Raw genomic sequence first — 18058 nt, 5'->3', positions numbered from 1 at the left:
TTGTTAGAATAGCCGCATATTCTACCCGTTATCCTCCGGCACGCCAAACCACTGATGATACCAACGAGGTAAAATCTGATCCCGCAAGCTGTGTACTCGCCAGTTTTTTTGATAAAAATCCAGCGTAATCTGCCCCTGATGTGGTGTATCCAGCCATTGATAATTTTGTTGCCGATAACGTTGCTTCACTTTCCAGGACGGCAGACGCCAGGCATTGTAACGGGATGCAGAGGCTAGCGCGGCCTGTCCGCCGACCCGCTGAATCAACGCCAGTGAAGATGAGGTATTGCTGCCATGATGCGGAACCTGCATCACTGTAGACCGCAGATGCTGCCAGTAGTGACTTAGCATTTTTTGTTCAGCAGGAGACTCAATATCGCCGGTCAGCAGAATACTCTGATACCCGTCATCGACCTTAACCACGCAGGAGTGGTTATTCCCTTGCTCTGTATTTCCACGTACAGGCCAGTGCGCACTGAAGGTTAACCCTTGCCATTGCCAACGCTCTCCGCGAAAACACGGAAGATGCCCTTCCCAGCCTAACGGACTTCTTATCCATAGGGATGGCCATGTTTGCTGCAGCGATCGCAACCCGCCGCGGTGATCCATATGCTCATGACTTAAAATAATCCCTTCCGGCTCCAGATTGTGCCAGCGTAGCCAGGGAATAATCAGCTGTTGCGCGCTATCACCTTCAGGCCAGGCCAGACCGGTATCGTAAAGCAGCGCCTTCCCATTACGCGCAATCACCATCGCCAGCCCTTGTCCGACGTCCAGCATATGCACTTGCCATATATCAGAACGTGAGGTTTGCCAGAAAGGTCCACTTAACACCATCAGTATGGTGAAACAGACTACCGGTAGCGTACGCAAGATATTTAGTCGCCATGCGATAATTATCAGCCCTGGTAAAAATGCAAACCATTGCCAGCGAGCATCAATATGGATCCACCCTTCAGGTAGGCTCCTGAGCCCCCAAAATAGCAGCGCCAGAGAGCGATCCGCTAAATACCACAGGCCCGACTCAATCATCGCCAGCCCGGTTAAATGCACGATCATGCCTGCTAATATCAATGGCACGGAAATAAACGTGACCAGAGGTACTGCAAATAGATTCGCCAAAAATGAGGTCAGGCTGAAACCGTGAAACATCGCGATTTGCACTGGCAGGAGCAGAAGCGTAATTCCCAATTGCAAATGAGCAAGCGCCAGAAATTGACGTCCAACGCGCGATAGCGACCAATCCGGCATCGGGACCCATTGATACCAGAACAGCAGCGCCGCAACGGCAAAAGCAGACAACCACAGACTTTGTGAAAGAACGGCGACAGGATCCACCACCAGTATGGCTGCCAGACAGCAGATCCAGACCGACCATCCACTCCACTGCCTCCCGCTGAGTTTTAGCGCTCCCCAGACCAGCAGCGCAACAACCGTTCGTAATGCCGGGGGTTGTAGCCCCGTTAGCCAGGCATAGAATGTTGCGCAGACTATCCCGCCGATTAACGGAACCTGCCAGCAAATCCATCTGGCGGGTATAAAAAATTGTCCCGCGCGAATTAATCCTGCTGCCAGTAGTGCAGCAAACGCAATATGCAGCCCGGAGATCGCCATCAAATGGGCCGTACCGGTATCACGCATAATGGTTTTCACCTCTTGTGACACGGACAAGCGCTCCCCCATTCCCAAGCCCAGTATGACCTGCTGCCAGGGATAATCGGCGAGCGCCATTTTCAACGAGGAGAGATACCGCGAGCGCAAACTGCATTGTGGCGTGATAACCGAAGCCTGCAAAAATCTTCCTGTCAGCGGCTGATGTTGCGCCAATGCATAACGCTGGCTATCAAATCCCCCTTCGTTTAATTGGCCGTGTACGGCACGGACCTTCAACGTCATCGCCCATGTCTGACCGGCGCAAACGTCACCGGGTAAGTACTGCCCATACAGAATAATTCCGATGGCGGGAAAGACCCGCTTCCCCTGCAGATGCGTTATCTGACCGTAGTGCGTTGTCATGTTATCGGTTCCGGTAATTCGCACGATGGCCTGCTGGGTTTTCGCAGGCAGCGTATCCCCGGCCCACAGTGCATCTTTCGCCGCCAGGACTCCCCAAAGAAAAAACAGCAGGGTTAATCCAGCGAAACGCATATATCTGGGGGAAATAAGACAGAGCATACATGCCAGACAAAATACAACGCTGATGCACAACATGTCTGGCAGCACGGGTAATAGCGTGAGTGGGAGAATACCGAATAATGCACAGGTACTTACCGTTGTTATTTTCATCAATCACCTCCCTGTTACAGGGAGTGTGCAGTACTCTTCGACGGTTGTCTGGCACCAGTTTATCGTTATACGGCGTCCGTTCCGCCGATAATTAGCGGTGCATGTAACGTGCAAATTAACTGGGATGAGGATTCCAGGATGGGCGGGCAGAAATGAAAAAAGCACCCATGCGGGTGCTTTTCTCGGCGTTAAGTCTCGCTAAAAACTTAACCGTAAATATTGGCGCGATCGCGCAGTTCTTTACCTGGTTTAAAGTGCGGAACGTATTTCCCTTCCAGATCCACTTTATCGCCGGTCTTCGGATTACGTCCGGTGCGTGGTGCGCGGTAATGCAAAGAGAAGCTGCCGAAACCGCGGATTTCAATACGCTCGCCCTGCGCAAGAGTCGAGGCCATATGTTCCAGCATCTCTTTCACTGCATCTTCAACCGCTTTAGCGGGAATATGAGGTTGCTGGGTTGCAAGTCTTTCAATCAATTCTGACTTGGTCATGATTCCTCCGGTTCCTTAAAGGCAAAATTAGCCGCTGCATTGATTAAGGGCGGCCGTGGCCGCCCTTTGTCATTGATTACAGGACGAATCCTGTAATCTGTCAAGCTACTCGTCACCCTTTGTGCTGTTAACAGCACAAAGGATTATACCCGTCATACTTCAAGCTGCATTTGCGTTGGCTACGCTCGTTCACCCCAATCACTTACTGAAGTAAGCTCTTGGGGATTCGCTCCCTTGCCGCCTTCCTGCAACTCGAATTATTTAGGGTATAGAGTACTCGATATTACTCGCCTTTAGCTGCTTTGAAAGCTTCAGCCATTGCGTTGTTAGAGAAGTTAGCATCTTCCTGTTTGTTAACAGTTGCGATTGCATCTTTCTCATCAGCTTCGTCTTTAGCACGAACAGACAGGCTGATTGCACGGTTCTTACGATCAACGCCGGTGAATTTAGCTTCAACGTCGTCGCCTACGCTCAGAACCAGAGTTGCATCTTCAACGCGGTCACGGGAAGCTTCAGAAGCGCGCAGGTAACCTTCAACGCCGTCAGCCAGTTCTACGGTTGCGCCTTTCGCGTCAACTGCAGTGACTTTACCGTTTACGATTGCGCCTTTCTTGTTCAGTGCAACCCAGTTGTTGAACGGATCTTCTGCGAGCTGTTTAACGCCCAGAGAGATACGCTCACGCTCTGCGTCAACCTGCAGAACAACTGCTGCGATTTCGTCGCCTTTTTTGTATTCACGAACTGCTTCTTCGCCTGCAACGTTCCAGGAGATGTCAGACAGGTGAACCAGGCCGTCGATGCCGCCGTCCAGGCCGATGAAGATACCGAAGTCAGTGATAGACTTGATTTTACCTTCAACACGGTCGCCCTTGTTGTGGGTTTCCGCGAACTGCTGCCATGGGTTGTTTTTGCACTGCTTCAGACCCAGGGAGATACGACGACGTTCTTCGTCGATATCCAGAACCATAACTTCCACTACGTCGCCAACGTTAACAACTTTGGACGGGTGGATGTTTTTGTTGGTCCAATCCATTTCGGAAACGTGAACCAGGCCTTCAACGCCTTCTTCGATTTCAACGAAGCAGCCGTAGTCGGTCAGGTTGGTCACGCGACCAGTCAGTTTGGTACCTTCCGGATAACGCTTAGCGATAGCTACCCATGGATCTTCGCCCAGCTGTTTCAGGCCCAGAGATACACGAGTACGCTCGCGGTCGAACTTCAGCACTTTAACAGTGATTTCGTCGCCAACGTTTACGATTTCGCTCGGATGCTTAACGCGTTTCCATGCCATGTCGGTGATGTGCAGCAGGCCGTCAACGCCACCCAGATCAACGAATGCACCGTAGTCAGTGAGGTTCTTAACGATACCTTTAACTTCCATGCCTTCCTGCAGGTTTTCCAGCAGCTGATCGCGTTCTGCGCTGTTTTCGGATTCGATAACGGCACGACGGGAAACAACAACGTTGTTACGCTTCTGATCCAGCTTGATTACTTTGAATTCAAGCTCTTTGCCTTCCAGGTGCAGCGTGTCGCGGACCGGACGAACGTCTACCAGGGAACCTGGCAGGAACGCGCGAATACCATTCAGCTCAACAGTGAAGCCACCCTTGACTTTGCCATTGATAACACCAGTAACGGTTTCAGCTTCTTCGTAAGCTTTTTCCAGCGTGATCCAAGCTTCGTGACGTTTAGCTTTTTCACGGGACAGCAGGGTTTCACCGAAGCCGTCTTCTACTGCATCCAGAGCAACGTCAACTTCGTCACCAACCTGGATTTCCAGCTCGCCCTGGGCGTTTTTGAACTGCTCTGCCGGAATGGCGGACTCAGATTTCAGACCAGCGTCAACCAGTACTACGTCTTTGTCGATAGCAACAACAACACCACGAACGATGGAACCCGGACGGGTTTCGATTTCTTTTAAGGATTCTTCAAACAGTTGAGCAAAAGATTCAGTCATGTTTAATCTTCAGGTTTCATATTTAACGTCCACCTGGCTCCGTGCCGGATGGGGTTGTTTAACATACCCGCTGTCAATCCATTGCAACGGGGGTACTGCAAATTCGGTCGCATTTAAGCGAGAGCCAGTTTTTGGCGCGCGTATTGTAACGCTTTTTCAATCACTTGCTCAATGCTTAATCGGGTTGAATCCAAAACTAAAGCATCAGCAGCGGGAACCAGCGGCGCTACAGCACGGTTACGATCGCGATAATCGCGTTCTTCGATCTCGGCCAAAAGGCGTTCAAAGTTAACACTAAAGCCCTTTTCCTGCAACTGTAGCATACGTCTATGCGCACGTTCTTGCGAGGAGGCGTCCAGGAAAATTTTCACCGGCGCATCCGGGAACACTACCGTCCCCATGTCGCGTCCGTCGGCAATCAGGCCGGGCGCTTCACGAAACGCGCGTTGACGGCGTAACAGAGCTTCGCGTACGCGAGGAAACGCGGCTACCTGAGATGCGGCGTTCGCCACTTCCTGGGTGCGAATTTCGCCGCTGACATCTTCACCTTCCAGAATGACTTCCAGGTTGCCGTCCGTTGAGACAAAACGTACATCCAGGTGTGAAGCAAGCGGTACCAGAGCATCTTCAGATGTGACATCAACATGGTGATGCAACGCTGCGAGCGCCAGTACGCGGTAGATCGCGCCTGAATCTAACAGATGCCACTGCAATGCTTCCGCCATTGCCTTGCACAAGGTGCCTTTACCTGCACCGCTTGGGCCATCAATGGTAATAACCGGGGCAATTGCCGTCATCTTTTTCTCCTTAAACGGGCATACGTTAACGTGAACGCCGCGCATTATACGCGCCAACGCTAATAATCGTTAACACAGAGTGTAAAAACCCGATTAGTCTGTAACGATATGAGGAAGAATTGCGCAATTATAGCGGGCTGCTGAGAAAGCAGCCCGGAAGATGACACTGTTTTACTTTTTATCAGCAGCGATACGATCACGCATATGCTGAGCACGATCGTCAGACGCTGGATGGGAATCCGTCAGCGATTTTGCATGACCAGCGTCCATCGTGGCAAACTTATCAAACGCAGTCACTAAGCCCTGACGGTCAATACCGCGTTTTTTCAGCAAGTCATAGGAAAAGTCATCCGCATCTGATTCCTGACTACGGGAGAACGCTGAATTAATCACGCCTTCAGCTAAGTCGCCCAACTGAGACTGGGAAAGCTGAGAAGCAACGCCGCTGCTCGCAGAAATAGCATCACGCGCAGCCAGGGTGGCATATGCGGTCTGCATTGCTTTCCGTGAGTGTCCTAAAGATACATGGCCCAGCTCATGACCCAGTACACCTTCGATTTCATTGTCGGTCATCAGATCCATCAAGCCCGAATAGACACGTACGCACCCATTCGCCATTGCCCATGCGTTGATATCACTGGTCATATAGACTTTATAGTTGACCGGCGTTCCATCAATGTTCTTGCCCAACGCTTTCGCAATTTTATTCAGACGCTTGGTGTATTTGCTTTTCGCGCCGGCCAACTGGTTTTCGCTATCCATCTGCTTACATGAACTGTTAGAGAGAGCTTTGACATCAGCGTCGGAAAGCGTCGCAGCTTTATAAGCTGCCATACCGGAACTGGCAACAAGATCGCCATTCACGCCATTTTTACAACCAGCCAGCAACGTAGCGGAAACCGCCAACGCCAAAAAAAGTGATTTATTTTTCATGCTAATCTTCCGTTGATATTTATAACAAAAACAAATAAATAAGTTAAATCATCAACAAGTTAGCATTAGTTGTAAGCGTAAAAACAGTGCGGTTACGGACATCAATACGCCAGTCCGGGGACCGGCGTATCGTGAGGATCAGGCAGGGGTACTAATACGTGCCAACTGTTCGAAATAATCCGGGAAGGTTTTAGCGGTACATTTAGGGTCCAGAATGGTCACCGGCGTGTCAGACAGCGCCACCAGCGAGAAACACATCGCCATGCGGTGATCGTTATAGGTCGCGATATCTGCAAACTGTAATTCCGCAGGCGGCGTAATGCGAATATAATCCTCTCCCTCTTCAACGGTCGCGCCCACTTTACGTAGTTCGGTCGCCATCGCGTACAGGCGGTCGGTCTCTTTGACGCGCCAGTTGTAGATGTTCCGTAAGGTCGTGGTGCCTTTAGCGAACAGCGCAGCCGTGGCAATGGTCATCGCCGCATCGGGAATATGGTTCATATCCATATCCACCGCGTTCAGCTCCCCGTGCGTACAGGCAATAAAGTCATCGCCCCAGGTAATGGTTGCGCCCATTTTTTCCAGTACATCAGCAAAGCGAATGTCACCCTGCATACTGTTGCGACCAATCCCGGTCACTTTTACCGTACCGCCTTTAATGGCACCTGCTGCGAGGAAATAGGAAGCGGAAGAAGCATCGCCTTCAACCAGATACTCCCCCGGCGACTGATACTGTTGCTGGCCCTGCACGACAAAGCGCTGGTAGTTCTGATTCTCAATTTCAACACCAAACGTTTTCATCAGGTTCAGTGTGATATCAATGTAAGGTTTGGATACCAGTTCGCCTTTAATCGCGATCGTCGTATCCTGTGGTGCCAGTGGCGCAGTCATCAGCAACGCCGTCAGGAACTGGCTGGATACACTACCGTCGACCTCAACCTGCCCTCCAGTGAAGCCACCGAGCAGACGTAAAGGCGGATAGTTCTCCTGCTCCAGGTACTCAATTTTAGCTCCGCCCTGGCGTAGCGCATCAACCAGATGGCCAATCGGACGCTCCTTCATGCGCGGTTCGCCCGTCAGCACGATGTCATTGCTCCCCAGACACAGGGCTGCGGCCAGCGGGCGCATCGCGGTTCCGGCATTGCCAAGAAACAGCTCCACTGCGCCTTCTGCGTGCAGCGCACCGCCATTGCCGATAATCTCACAACGGGTGCGATCGGCAGAAAGGGTATAGCTGATCCCCAACGCATTCAGAGCATTAAGCATATGGCGGACATCATCGCTGTCCAGCAGGTTGGTCAGGACAGTGGTGCCATTTGCTAATGCGGCCAGCAGCAAAGCGCGGTTAGAAACACTTTTGGATCCAGGCAGATTGATGGTGCCATCCACCCGCGCAATGGGTTGTAACGTCAGGGATTCCATGAAACTCGACTCTCAAAACAGACATAAAAACCCCACAGACTGGCTGTGGGGGATGAAAAAAACAGCAGATTAACCGCGGCGGCGCTCGAAATCGACCATGAAGTCAGTCAGCGCTTTTACGCCTTCAAGCGGCATTGCATTGTAGATAGACGCGCGCATACCGCCGACCACACGGTGCCCTTTCAGCGCGTGCAGACCCGCAGCGAATGACTCCTCCAGGAAGAGTTTATCCAGTGCGCTGTCGGCCAGTTGGAACGGTACGTTCATGCGTGAGCGGTTCGATTTCGCCACGTCGTTACGGTAGAAATCACTGTTATCGATTACGCCGTACAGCAGTTCCGCTTTTTGCTGGTTAATTTTATTCATCGCGTTAACACCGCCCTGTTCTTTCAGCCATTTAAAGACCAGGCCAGACAAATACCAGGCAAAGGTTGGCGGCGTATTGAACATGGAATCGTTGTCATTCAGTACGGTGTAGTCGAGGATTGACGGGCAGGAGACATGAGCTTTACCCAGCAAATCTTCGCGTACGATAACAATCGTCAACCCGGCCGGACCGATATTTTTCTGCGCACCGGCGTAAATTACGCCATAGCGGCTCACATCAAGCGGCGCGGAAAGAATGGTAGAGGACAGATCCGCCGTGACCACCACGTTGCTGGCAAAATTCGGCGTTTCTTCGATCGCAATGCCATCGATGGTTTCATTCGGGCAATAGTGCAGATATGCCGCGTTGTCAGAAAGCTGCCATTCGCTCATTGGCTTAACAGCGCGTAGTCCGTCAACGGTGACTTTGGCGTCAATAACGTTTGGCGTACAGTATTTTTTCGCTTCTTTAATTGCGCTGGCGGCCCAATAACCGGCATCGACGTAATCCGCCGTGGTTTTGTCGCCCAGAATATTTAACGGGATACCCGCAAACTGTCCGCGGCCACCGCCATGGCAGAACAACACTTTATAGTTGGAGGGGATGCTGAGAAGATCGCGAAAATCCCGCTCTGCTTCCTCTGCGACCTGGATGAACTCTTTGCCACGGTGGCTAATTTCCATCACCGACGTGCCAAGACCATTCCAGTCGCGAAGATCCTGTTGAGCCAGTTTAAGTACCTCTGCCGGTAACATTGCCGGACCTGAACTAAAATTGAAGACCTGAGCCATTTCCCCTCACCACGTTGTGTTGTTGTCCAATCAACATCCTGTCATTGACGATAATCCGGTGACAGACATTGGTATAAGTTATTCCTGTGGATATCGGTTTTATCATTCAGTGACACGCGCCGCAATGGGTAAAACTGGCCAGGGTAAAAATGCGTCATCCGTCACACAACAGAATCTATCGGATTGACGGGTAAAAACCGAGATTTTCGCTGTCAGGTGACCCGTTTTGCCCGACTGGCCTTCGACCATTCTGGATTTGCACAGCGCGGACATAATTGATGATCTCCGGCGTTCATTTGCACTACTTCGCTACAACGTATACAGGCATAGTCCCCTGCCTCAGGTATTACTTTAAAGCGTTGCGTACAGCGCTTAGGCAGAATACTAAGTCCCGGCTTTACGTCTTCATCAGCAAAGAAGTAGACGCTGATCTGCCCATTCGTTTCCAGAATGGCCAGTTTCACCTGTCCCAATTGCTCTACGCCGTTCAAACGCAGTTCCATAAAGAATTCGAATTCCGTCATATTGGCGCTATTAAGCTTTGACCATGCCAGCTCACCGTCTTCGATGATCACAACGGGTTTACCTTCCAGCAAGTCCTCCATTTTTTCGCTATGTGCCATCAGCCACATCACCAGCCGATACAGCACGGCAAGAGTAATAAAGACCACCAGCACCGGCATCATCGGGACATCGTCATAAAATGCCACGTCTCCCGCCGCAGAACCCAGCGTAAGGATGATCAGCACTTCAAAAAGCGACATCTGGCGTACGCCGCGACGTCCGGTGATTTTTAAAAACAGAAAAACCAATATAAAGGTATAGAGGCTGCGTAGCGCAACTTCTCCCAGAAAATCCATCGGCACCTTATCAAGCGCCATACGGTGTAAATCGAAAGCTTTCATTAATACGCTCTAAACGTGGTTGGCTGTATGAAAGCATAGTCAATGCTTTTATTTACGCCTGGACTCCGGCGACGATAGCGCCATTCATTGAAAACCCGTATCATTGCGCGCTTTCCGTACGACAAAAGTGATTTTCATGACGCAAACATTTATCCCCGGCAAAGATGCCGCTCTGGAAGACTCCATCGCTCGCTTCCAGCAAAAATTGCTCGACCTCGGTTTTCAAATTGAAGAAGCCTCGTGGTTGAATCCTGTCCCTAACGTCTGGTCTGTACATATTCGCGACAAAGAATGCGCGCTGTGCTTCACCAACGGTAAAGGTGCGACAAAAAAAGCGGCGCTGGCTTCCGCGCTGGGCGAATACTTTGAGCGTCTGTCAACTAACTACTTCTTTGCGGATTTCTGGCTGGGCGAAACCATCGCCAATGGCCCATTCGTGCATTACCCGAACGAAAAATGGTTCCCGCTGACTGAGGACGATGACGTACCAGAAGGTCTGCTGGATGCGCGTCTGCGTGCGTTTTACGATCCAGATAACGAACTGACCGGCAGCATGCTTATCGATCTGCAGTCTGGTAATGAAGAGCGTGGCGTTTGCGGCCTGCCGTTTACCCGTCAGTCTGACAACCAGACCGTCTATATTCCGATGAATATTATCGGTAATCTGTACGTTTCTAACGGTATGTCTGCGGGTAACACACCTAACGAAGCGCGCGTTCAGGGCCTGTCTGAAGTCTTTGAACGTCATGTGAAGAACCGCATTATTGCGGAAAGCATCAGCCTGCCGGAAATCCCTGCCGAAGTGATGGCGCGCTACCCAGCAGTGGTAGAGTCCATCACCAAACTGGAAGCAGAAGGTTTCCCAATTTTTGCCTATGATGGCTCGCTGGGCGGTAAGTACCCGGTGATTTGCGTTGTCCTGTTCAACCCGGCCAACGGCACCTGCTTTGCCTCCTTCGGCGCGCACCCGGATTTCGGCGTTGCACTGGAGCGTACCGTCACTGAACTGTTGCAGGGCCGCGGACTGAAAGATCTTGATGTCTTCACCCCGCCGACCTTCGACGATGAAGAAGTGGCTGAACACACTAACCTTGAAACCCACTTCATTGATTCCAGCGGCCTGATCTCCTGGGATCTGTTCAAGCAGGATGCCGACTATCCGTTCGTTGACTGGAATTTCTCCGGCACTACGGAAGAAGAGTTTGCCACCCTGATGGCTATCTTCAATGCTGAAGATAAAGAAGTGTATATCGCCGACTACGAGCATCTGAGTGTTTACGCCTGCCGCATTATTGTTCCGGGAATGTCTGACATTTACCCGGCAGAAGATCTGTGGTTAGCCAACAACGCCATGGGCACCCATCTGCGTGACACCATTCTCTCTCTGCCGGGCAGCGAATGGGAAAAAGAAGACTACCTCAACCTGATTGAACAGTTGGATGAAGAAGGCTTTGACGACTTCACCCGCGTACGTGAGCTGCTCGGCCTGGCGACCGGTGCGGATAACGGGTGGTACACCCTGCGCATTGGCGAGCTAAAAGTAATGCTGGCGTTGGCCGGTGGCGACCTGGAGCAGGCGCTGGTCTGGACAGAATGGACGATGGAGTTCAACGCCTCCGTGTTTAGCGCTGAACGTGCCAACTACTACCGCTGTCTGCAAACGCTGCTGCTGTTATCTCAGGAAGAAGATCGTCAGCCGCTGCAATATCTGAACGCGTTTGTCCGCATGTACGGCACCGACGCGGTTGAAGCGGCAAGTGCGGCATTAAGTGGCGAAGCGCCGTTCTACGGGCTGCAAACCGTTGATAGCGATCTGCAGGCTTTCCCGGCGCATCAGTCTCTGCTGAAAGCTTACGAAAAACTGCAGCGTGCGAAAACGGCACATTGGTCAAAATAGTGACAATCGGCCTGCGCTGAGTAGGCTAAAGGTATTGTCTGGGCTATATTACGGGGCGCTTGATGCGCCCTGTTTTTTATTTGGGCCAAATCAGGAAATAAATGTAAAAGCAAGGTTAAATATTAGTAGTTGATATTAAAAAAAATAGATTGCCAGTGTCGTTTTTTATCTCAATTACTCCATTTTAATTAACCGATCCATGGGAGACAAAAAGAAAAAATTCAACTCACTTTATAATTTTTAAAATTTATTTTTATATGGATAATCAACAAGTTACTCCGTAATTGCATAAAAACCATGCGTCTTACGGGCCTATAAGCCAGGCGAGATATGATCTATATCAAATTCTCATCTATAATGCTTTGTTAGTATCTCGTCGCCGACTTAATAAAGAGAGAGTTAGTGTGAAAGCTGACAACCCTTTTGATCTTATTCTTCCTGCTGCAATGGCCAAAGTTGCCGAAGAAGCAGGCGTCTATAAAGCAACGAAACATCCGCTTAAGACGTTCTACCTGGCAATTACTGCCGGTGTATTCATTTCAATTGCCTTTGTTTTCTATATCACCGCCACAACCGGTACCGGAACTATGCCTTTCGGCATGGCAAAATTAGTAGGTGGTATCTGCTTTTCCCTGGGGCTGATTCTTTGCGTTGTCTGCGGTGCAGACCTCTTCACCTCAACCGTACTGATTGTTGTTGCGAAAGCCAGTGGTCGTATTACCTGGGGACAGTTGGCTAAAAACTGGCTTAACGTTTATGTCGGCAACCTGATTGGCGCCCTGATCTTCGTGTTACTCATGTGGCTTTCCGGCGAGTATATGACCGCCAACGGCGCGTGGGGTCTCAACGTCCTGCAAACAGCCGACCACAAAGTGCACCATACTTTTGTTGAGGCGGTAAGTCTTGGCATCCTGGCTAACCTAATGGTGTGCCTGGCAGTATGGATGAGCTACTCGGGCCGCAGCCTGATGGACAAAGCGTTTATCATGGTATTACCGGTCGCAATGTTTGTTGCCAGCGGTTTTGAGCACAGTATCGCAAACATGTTTATGATCCCTATGGGTATTGTAATACGCGATTTCGCCACCCCGGAATTCTGGACCGCCGTTGGGTCTTCTCCGGAGAATTTTTCTCACCTGACCGTGATGAATTTCATCACCGATAACCTGATTCCGGTTACGATCGGTAACATTATCGGCGGCGGTTTGTTGGTCGGGTTGACATACTGGGTCATTTATCTGCGTGGTAACGATCATCATTAATCTGATGATGCCCATTACACGCAGTAAATAAAAAATCCACTTAAGAAGGTAGGTGTTACATGTCCGAGCTTAATGAAAAGTTAGCCACAGCCTGGGAAGGTTTTACCAAAGGTGATTGGCAGAATGAAGTAAACGTCCGTGACTTCATTCAGAAAAACTACACTCCGTATGAGGGTGACGAGTCCTTCCTGGCTGGCGCTACTGACGCGACCACCAAGCTGTGGGACAGCGTAATGGAAGGCGTTAAACAGGAAAACCGCACTCACGCGCCTGTTGACTTTGACACCTCCGTTGCTTCTACCATCACTTCTCACGACGCTGGCTACATCAATAAAGCGCTCGAGAAAATTGTTGGTCTGCAGACTGAAGCTCCGCTGAAACGTGCGATCATTCCGTTTGGCGGCATCAAAATGGTTGAAGGTTCCTGCAAAGCGTACAATCGCGAACTGGACCCGATGCTGAAAAAAATCTTCACCGAATACCGCAAAACCCACAACCAGGGCGTATTCGATGTTTACACCAAAGACATTCTGAACTGCCGTAAATCCGGTGTTCTGACTGGTCTGCCGGATGCGTATGGCCGTGGCCGTATCATCGGTGACTACCGTCGCGTTGCGCTGTACGGTATCGACTACCTGATGAAAGACAAATACGCTCAGTTCGTCTCTCTGCAGTCCGATCTGGAAAACGGCGTAAACCTGGAAGCAACTATCCGTCTGCGTGAAGAAATCGCTGAACAGCACCGCGCACTGGGTCAGATCAAAGAAATGGCTGCTAAATATGGCTGCGATATCTCTGGCCCGGCTACCAACGCTCAGGAAGCTATCCAGTGGACTTACTTCGGCTACCTGGCCGCGGTTAAATCTCAGAACGGCGCTGCAATGTCCTTCGGTCGCGTATCCACCTTCCTGGATGCTTACATCGAACGTGATATCAAAGCAGGTAAAATCACCGAGCAAGACGCTCAGGAAATGATTGACCACCTGGTCATGAAACTGCGTATGGTTCGTTTCCTGCGTACTCCTGAATATGATGAACTGTTCTCCGGTGACCCGATTTGGGCAACTGAATCTATCGGTGGTATGGGCGTTGATGGCCGTACTCTGGTTACCAAAAACAGCTTCCGCTTCCTGAACACCCTGTACACCATGGGTCCTTCTCCGGAGCCGAACATCACCGTTCTGTGGTCTGAAAAACTGCCTCTGAATTTCAAGAAATTCGCCGCTAAAGTGTCCATCGACACCTCTTCTCTGCAGTACGAGAACGATGACCTGATGCGTCCGGACTTCAACAACGACGACTACGCTATCGCTTGCTGCGTAAGCCCTATGGTTGTTGGTAAACAAATGCAGTTCTTCGGTGCGCGTGCAAACCTGGCGAAAACCATGCTGTACGCAATCAACGGCGGCGTTGATGAAAAACTGAAAATGCAGGTTGGTCCTAAATCTGAACCGATCAAAGGCGACGTTCTGAACTTCGACGAAGTTATGGACCGCATGGATCACTTCATGGACTGGCTGGCTAAACAGTACGTCACCGCACTGAACGTTATCCACTACATGCACGACAAGTACAGCTACGAAGCCTCTCTGATGGCGCTGCACGACCGTGACGTTATTCGCACCATGGCGTGTGGTATCGCGGGTCTGTCCGTTGCTGCTGACTCCCTGTCTGCAATCAAATATGCGAAAGTTAAACCGATTCGTGACGAAGACGGTCTGGCTGTTGACTTCGAAATCGAAGGCGAATACCCGCAGTTTGGTAACAACGACTCTCGTGTTGATGACATGGCGGTTGACCTGGTAGAACGTTTCATGAAGAAAATTCAGAAACTGACTACTTACCGTAACGCTATCCCGACTCAGTCTGTTCTGACCATCACCTCTAACGTGGTTTATGGTAAGAAAACCGGTAACACCCCAGACGGTCGTCGTGCTGGCGCGCCGTTCGGACCGGGTGCTAACCCAATGCACGGTCGTGACCAGAAAGGTGCTGTTGCCTCTCTGACCTCCGTTGCTAAACTGCCGTTTGCATACGCTAAAGATGGTATTTCTTATACCTTCTCTATCGTTCCGAACGCACTGGGTAAAGACGACGAAGTTCGTAAGACCAACCTGGCTGGTCTGATGGATGGTTACTTCCACCACGAAGCGTCCATCGAAGGTGGTCAGCACCTGAACGTGAACGTCATGAACCGTGAAATGCTGCTGGATGCGATGGAACATCCGGAAAAATATCCGCAGCTGACCATCCGTGTTTCTGGCTACGCAGTACGTTTTAACTCCCTGACTAAAGAACAGCAGCAGGACGTTATTACTCGTACCTTCACTCAGACCATGTAATTGGTTTTGACTGAAATCGTACTTTAAAAAGCGTACAATAAAGGCTCCACGTAAGTGGGGCCTTTTTAATAGCCTGCTTTGTCAGCTATCTATACTTATATACTCGATGGATTTCGAGTTGCATTGAGGCGGCAACGGAGTGAATCCTCTGGCGCGTACAGAAGTACGTGACTGGGGTGAGCGAAGGAAGCTAACAAAGATGCAGCTTGAAAGACGAAAAGTATGGATAACTGCCAAAACAGACTCGACACAGTTAATAACTGTGCACTAACACTGGCCCCGGATGGGCCACACCTGGAGAAACACCGCAATGTCAGTTATTGGTCGCATTCACTCCTTTGAATCCTGTGGCACTGTTGATGGCCCGGGCATCCGTTTTATTACCTTCTTCCAGGGCTGCCTGATGCGCTGCCTGTATTGCCATAACCGTGACACATGGGATACGCACGGCGGCAAAGAAGTCACCGTCGACGAATTAATGAAAGAAGTGGTGACCTATCGCCACTTTATGAACGCATCCGGCGGCGGTGTGACGGCGTCCGGCGGTGAAGCTATCCTGCAAGCTGAATTCGTACGTGACTGGTTCCGGGCCTGTAAAAAAGAAGGCATTCATACCTGTCTGGACACCAACGGTTTTGTTCGCCGTTACGATCCGGTAATCGATGAACTGCTGGAAGTCACCGACCTGGTCATGCTCGATCTCAAACAGATGAACGATGAAATCCATCAAAATCTGGTCGGCGTATCTAACCATCGTACGCTGGAGTTCGCTCGCTACCTGTCAAATAAAGACATCAAAGTGTGGATCCGCTACGTTGTTGTACCAGGCTGGTCTGACGATGACGACTCTGCGCACCGCCTTGGCGAGTTTACCCGCGATATGGGCAACGTTGAAAAAATCGAGCTGCTACCTTACCACGAGCTGGGCAAACACAAATGGGTGGCAATGGGCGAAGAGTACAAACTGGATGGCGTCAAGCCGCCTAAGAAAGAGACCATGGAGCGCGTGAAAGGCATTCTCGAGCAATATGGACATAAAGTAATGTATTGAGTTTTACTCTTCACGATACGGCTGCCCTGAATGGCAGCCGTTTTGTTATTTAAGCGACAATATTTGAATCAAAGGAGAGCGTTTAACACTAGAAAGCGACGTTATCTCCTGCTCTCATTTTTAGCACCCTCTTCTCGCCAGTAAGGGGAAAATCAGCCCCAGCCCTACCAGCACAAATGGCGTCACGATATTCAGGGTAAGCTGGAAAGTCCACTCAGGAGTAAAGGCTTCCATTTTTGGGAAGATCCCGGTCAGACAAGCGAATGCGGTAAAGGCGAAGCACCAAATCCCCACCGTCATCGCCAGCGAGCGGTTGCGGATAAAGACATATTCCGGTTTATATTTCTGTGCCAGCCGAATAACGGCAATAAACGCCACAAACACCCATAAATAACGCAATGGCATCACGACAGAGTTGAGATTTAGCAGCCATTTGTACAGATTGTTCATATCGCCAATTCCCAGCGTTGGCAACATAATCAAAATCGCCACCAGCACCAACGTCAGAATATATCCATTTACCGGTGTTCCCGAGGCATTGGTTTTACAAAGACTTTCTGGAATATATTTACGATCGGCATCGCCCAACAGAACTTTAAGCGGCGCATCAATAGAAAATACTAATGCCGCAATCTGTCCCAGCGTGTTGGCGATCGCATAAATAACCATCAACGAATTCCCCATACCATAATACTCGCCCAATTTCTGGAAGGCGTAATATTGACCATTGGTCATGAGGTCATCAGGGATATGCCGGGAGTCAAACATCATTCCCATGGCCAGCGACCCGAGGATCGCACACACTGCCACCATAACAGCCAGAACAAGCATCCCTTTCGGAAATTCTTTGCCCGGATTACGCGTCTGATTAACGTAGGGCGAAATTTTTTCCGCGCCGCCAACGGCAAAGACCAGCATGGATATTGTGGTGATATAGGTAAAATCGATATGCGGGATAAACGATTCCCAGGTGATATTGGTTGTTGCTATTTGCACATCGGTAATCGCCGGGGCGGTTACCGCCATCACTACATACAAAATGGACATCACGAACATGGCGATGCCCGCTACAGACCCAACAATCTTCAGTGATTTCATGCCACGGGACGCAACCCACATGAAAAAGACAAACAGCGCCAGCGTCAGCCCCTGCAACGCCACGACGGTGTACTCTTTTATCAGTGACCCATCGCCTTTCAGCGCCCATCCCAGCGCAATCAGAATGGCCTGCGGCTTTTGCGCCAGATAAGGAATATGCACGACCCAATAGGTCCAGGCAGCAAGATAAGCAAGACCAGGCCCCATTGTGTGTTTAATCCAGGTACTGACGCCGCCTTTCCCATCTTTAAAAGTAGAACCCAGTTGACCGACAATCAGCGCATAGGGAATAAAATAGAGCGCGAAAATAAATATCCATGAGGAGACAACCACTAATCCCTGATTAGCATAGTTGTTAACGACGTTGCCAAAACCCCAAACGGTAATAAAAGACATTAAGGCGATGTTGTACCATCGCAATTGTTTTTCCTGCACACCAGCCATACGCGATCCTTCGTG

General features: G+C 50.4%; 13 protein-coding genes. 4 read left to right on the top strand and 9 right to left on the bottom strand.

The window, feature by feature from the left end; translation table 11 throughout:
• Positions 1-21: 21 nt before the first annotated feature.
• From E1B03_RS09700 to E1B03_RS09665, 8 genes are all read right to left on the bottom strand, one after another.
• The gene (locus E1B03_RS09700; protein ID WP_103768945.1) at positions 22-2286 is read right to left on the bottom strand and encodes a ComEC family protein; all 2265 of its coding nucleotides are present in this window, start codon (positions 2284-2286) and stop codon (positions 22-24) included.
• 206 nt (positions 2287-2492) lie between these two features.
• Positions 2493-2777 (bottom strand): integration host factor subunit beta, encoded by a 285-nt coding sequence (gene ihfB, locus E1B03_RS09695; RefSeq protein WP_003035780.1) that lies wholly within the window; start codon positions 2775-2777, stop codon positions 2493-2495.
• A gap of 283 nt (positions 2778-3060) precedes the next feature.
• Entirely contained in the window at positions 3061-4734 is a 1674-nt protein-coding gene (gene rpsA, locus E1B03_RS09690; RefSeq protein ID WP_103768944.1) for a 30S ribosomal protein S1, read from the bottom strand.
• Between the two features lie 113 nt (positions 4735-4847).
• Positions 4848-5531, bottom strand: a complete 684-nt coding sequence (gene cmk / locus E1B03_RS09685) for a (d)CMP kinase (RefSeq protein ID WP_103768943.1) — start codon at positions 5529-5531, stop codon at positions 4848-4850.
• A 171-nt stretch (positions 5532-5702) separates the two neighbouring features.
• Complete coding sequence (gene loiP / locus E1B03_RS09680; RefSeq protein ID WP_133086110.1) at positions 5703-6464, bottom strand: metalloprotease LoiP; 762 nt, start codon at positions 6462-6464, stop codon at positions 5703-5705.
• 138 nt (positions 6465-6602) lie between these two features.
• Entirely contained in the window at positions 6603-7886 is a 1284-nt protein-coding gene (gene aroA, locus E1B03_RS09675; protein WP_103768941.1) for a 3-phosphoshikimate 1-carboxyvinyltransferase, read from the bottom strand.
• Positions 7887-7955: 69 nt separating this feature from the next.
• On the bottom strand, positions 7956-9044 hold the full coding sequence (gene serC, locus E1B03_RS09670; RefSeq protein WP_103768940.1) for a 3-phosphoserine/phosphohydroxythreonine transaminase: 1089 nt from the start codon (positions 9042-9044) through the stop codon (positions 7956-7958).
• A 212-nt stretch (positions 9045-9256) separates the two neighbouring features.
• Complete coding sequence (locus E1B03_RS09665; RefSeq protein WP_103768939.1) at positions 9257-9949, bottom strand: DUF421 domain-containing protein; 693 nt, start codon at positions 9947-9949, stop codon at positions 9257-9259.
• 136 nt (positions 9950-10085) lie between these two features.
• On the opposite strand from E1B03_RS09665, the gene ycaO reads away from it, so the two are divergent.
• The 4 genes from ycaO (at position 10086) to pflA (ending at position 16501) form a co-directional block, all read left to right on the top strand.
• Positions 10086-11846: a 30S ribosomal protein S12 methylthiotransferase accessory factor YcaO gene (gene ycaO / locus E1B03_RS09660; RefSeq protein WP_103768938.1), complete on the top strand. Its 1761-nt coding sequence runs from the start codon at positions 10086-10088 to the stop codon at positions 11844-11846.
• A gap of 404 nt (positions 11847-12250) precedes the next feature.
• Positions 12251-13108, top strand: coding sequence for a formate transporter FocA (gene focA, locus E1B03_RS09655; protein WP_003831909.1), 858 nt, complete (start codon positions 12251-12253; stop codon positions 13106-13108).
• A 59-nt stretch (positions 13109-13167) separates the two neighbouring features.
• Positions 13168-15450 carry a formate C-acetyltransferase gene (pflB, locus tag E1B03_RS09650; protein ID WP_103768937.1) on the top strand — a complete coding sequence of 761 codons (2283 nt, stop codon included), beginning with the start codon at positions 13168-13170 and terminating at the stop codon, positions 15448-15450.
• A 310-nt stretch (positions 15451-15760) separates the two neighbouring features.
• Entirely contained in the window at positions 15761-16501 is a 741-nt protein-coding gene (gene pflA, locus E1B03_RS09645; RefSeq protein ID WP_003035751.1) for a pyruvate formate lyase 1-activating protein, read from the top strand.
• A gap of 120 nt (positions 16502-16621) precedes the next feature.
• Here pflA and E1B03_RS09640 read toward each other — a convergent pair whose 3' ends face one another.
• A complete protein-coding gene (locus E1B03_RS09640; RefSeq protein WP_103768936.1) occupies positions 16622-18043 on the bottom strand; it encodes an amino acid permease in 1422 nt (473 codons plus the stop codon).
• Positions 18044-18058 lie beyond the last annotated feature (15 nt).

It is taken from the genome of Citrobacter arsenatis (genome assembly GCF_004353845.1).
Lineage (GTDB): Bacteria > Pseudomonadota > Gammaproteobacteria > Enterobacterales > Enterobacteriaceae > Citrobacter > Citrobacter arsenatis.
The sequence above is the reverse complement of the archived record's forward strand: the minus strand, read 5'-3'. Positions and strand labels throughout refer to the sequence as shown.

What these genes read in the sequence shown, in the direction of transcription:
- E1B03_RS09665 (WP_103768939.1), bottom strand. Translation starts at nt 9,949, where the DNA reads ATGAAAGCTTTCGATTTACACCGTATGGCGCTTGATAAGGTGCCGATG.
- E1B03_RS09640 (WP_103768936.1), bottom strand. Translation starts at nt 18,043, where the DNA reads ATGGCTGGTGTGCAGGAAAAACAATTGCGATGGTACAACATCGCCTTA.
- loiP (WP_133086110.1), bottom strand. Translation starts at nt 6,464, where the DNA reads ATGAAAAATAAATCACTTTTTTTGGCGTTGGCGGTTTCCGCTACGTTG.
- ycaO (WP_103768938.1), top strand. Translation starts at nt 10,086, where the DNA reads ATGACGCAAACATTTATCCCCGGCAAAGATGCCGCTCTGGAAGACTCC.
- pflA (WP_003035751.1), top strand. Translation starts at nt 15,761, where the DNA reads ATGTCAGTTATTGGTCGCATTCACTCCTTTGAATCCTGTGGCACTGTT.
- aroA (WP_103768941.1), bottom strand. Translation starts at nt 7,886, where the DNA reads ATGGAATCCCTGACGTTACAACCCATTGCGCGGGTGGATGGCACCATC.
- E1B03_RS09700 (WP_103768945.1), bottom strand. Translation starts at nt 2,286, where the DNA reads ATGAAAATAACAACGGTAAGTACCTGTGCATTATTCGGTATTCTCCCA.
- pflB (WP_103768937.1), top strand. Translation starts at nt 13,168, where the DNA reads ATGTCCGAGCTTAATGAAAAGTTAGCCACAGCCTGGGAAGGTTTTACC.
- serC (WP_103768940.1), bottom strand. Translation starts at nt 9,044, where the DNA reads ATGGCTCAGGTCTTCAATTTTAGTTCAGGTCCGGCAATGTTACCGGCA.
- cmk (WP_103768943.1), bottom strand. Translation starts at nt 5,531, where the DNA reads ATGACGGCAATTGCCCCGGTTATTACCATTGATGGCCCAAGCGGTGCA.
- rpsA (WP_103768944.1), bottom strand. Translation starts at nt 4,734, where the DNA reads ATGACTGAATCTTTTGCTCAACTGTTTGAAGAATCCTTAAAAGAAATC.
- ihfB (WP_003035780.1), bottom strand. Translation starts at nt 2,777, where the DNA reads ATGACCAAGTCAGAATTGATTGAAAGACTTGCAACCCAGCAACCTCAT.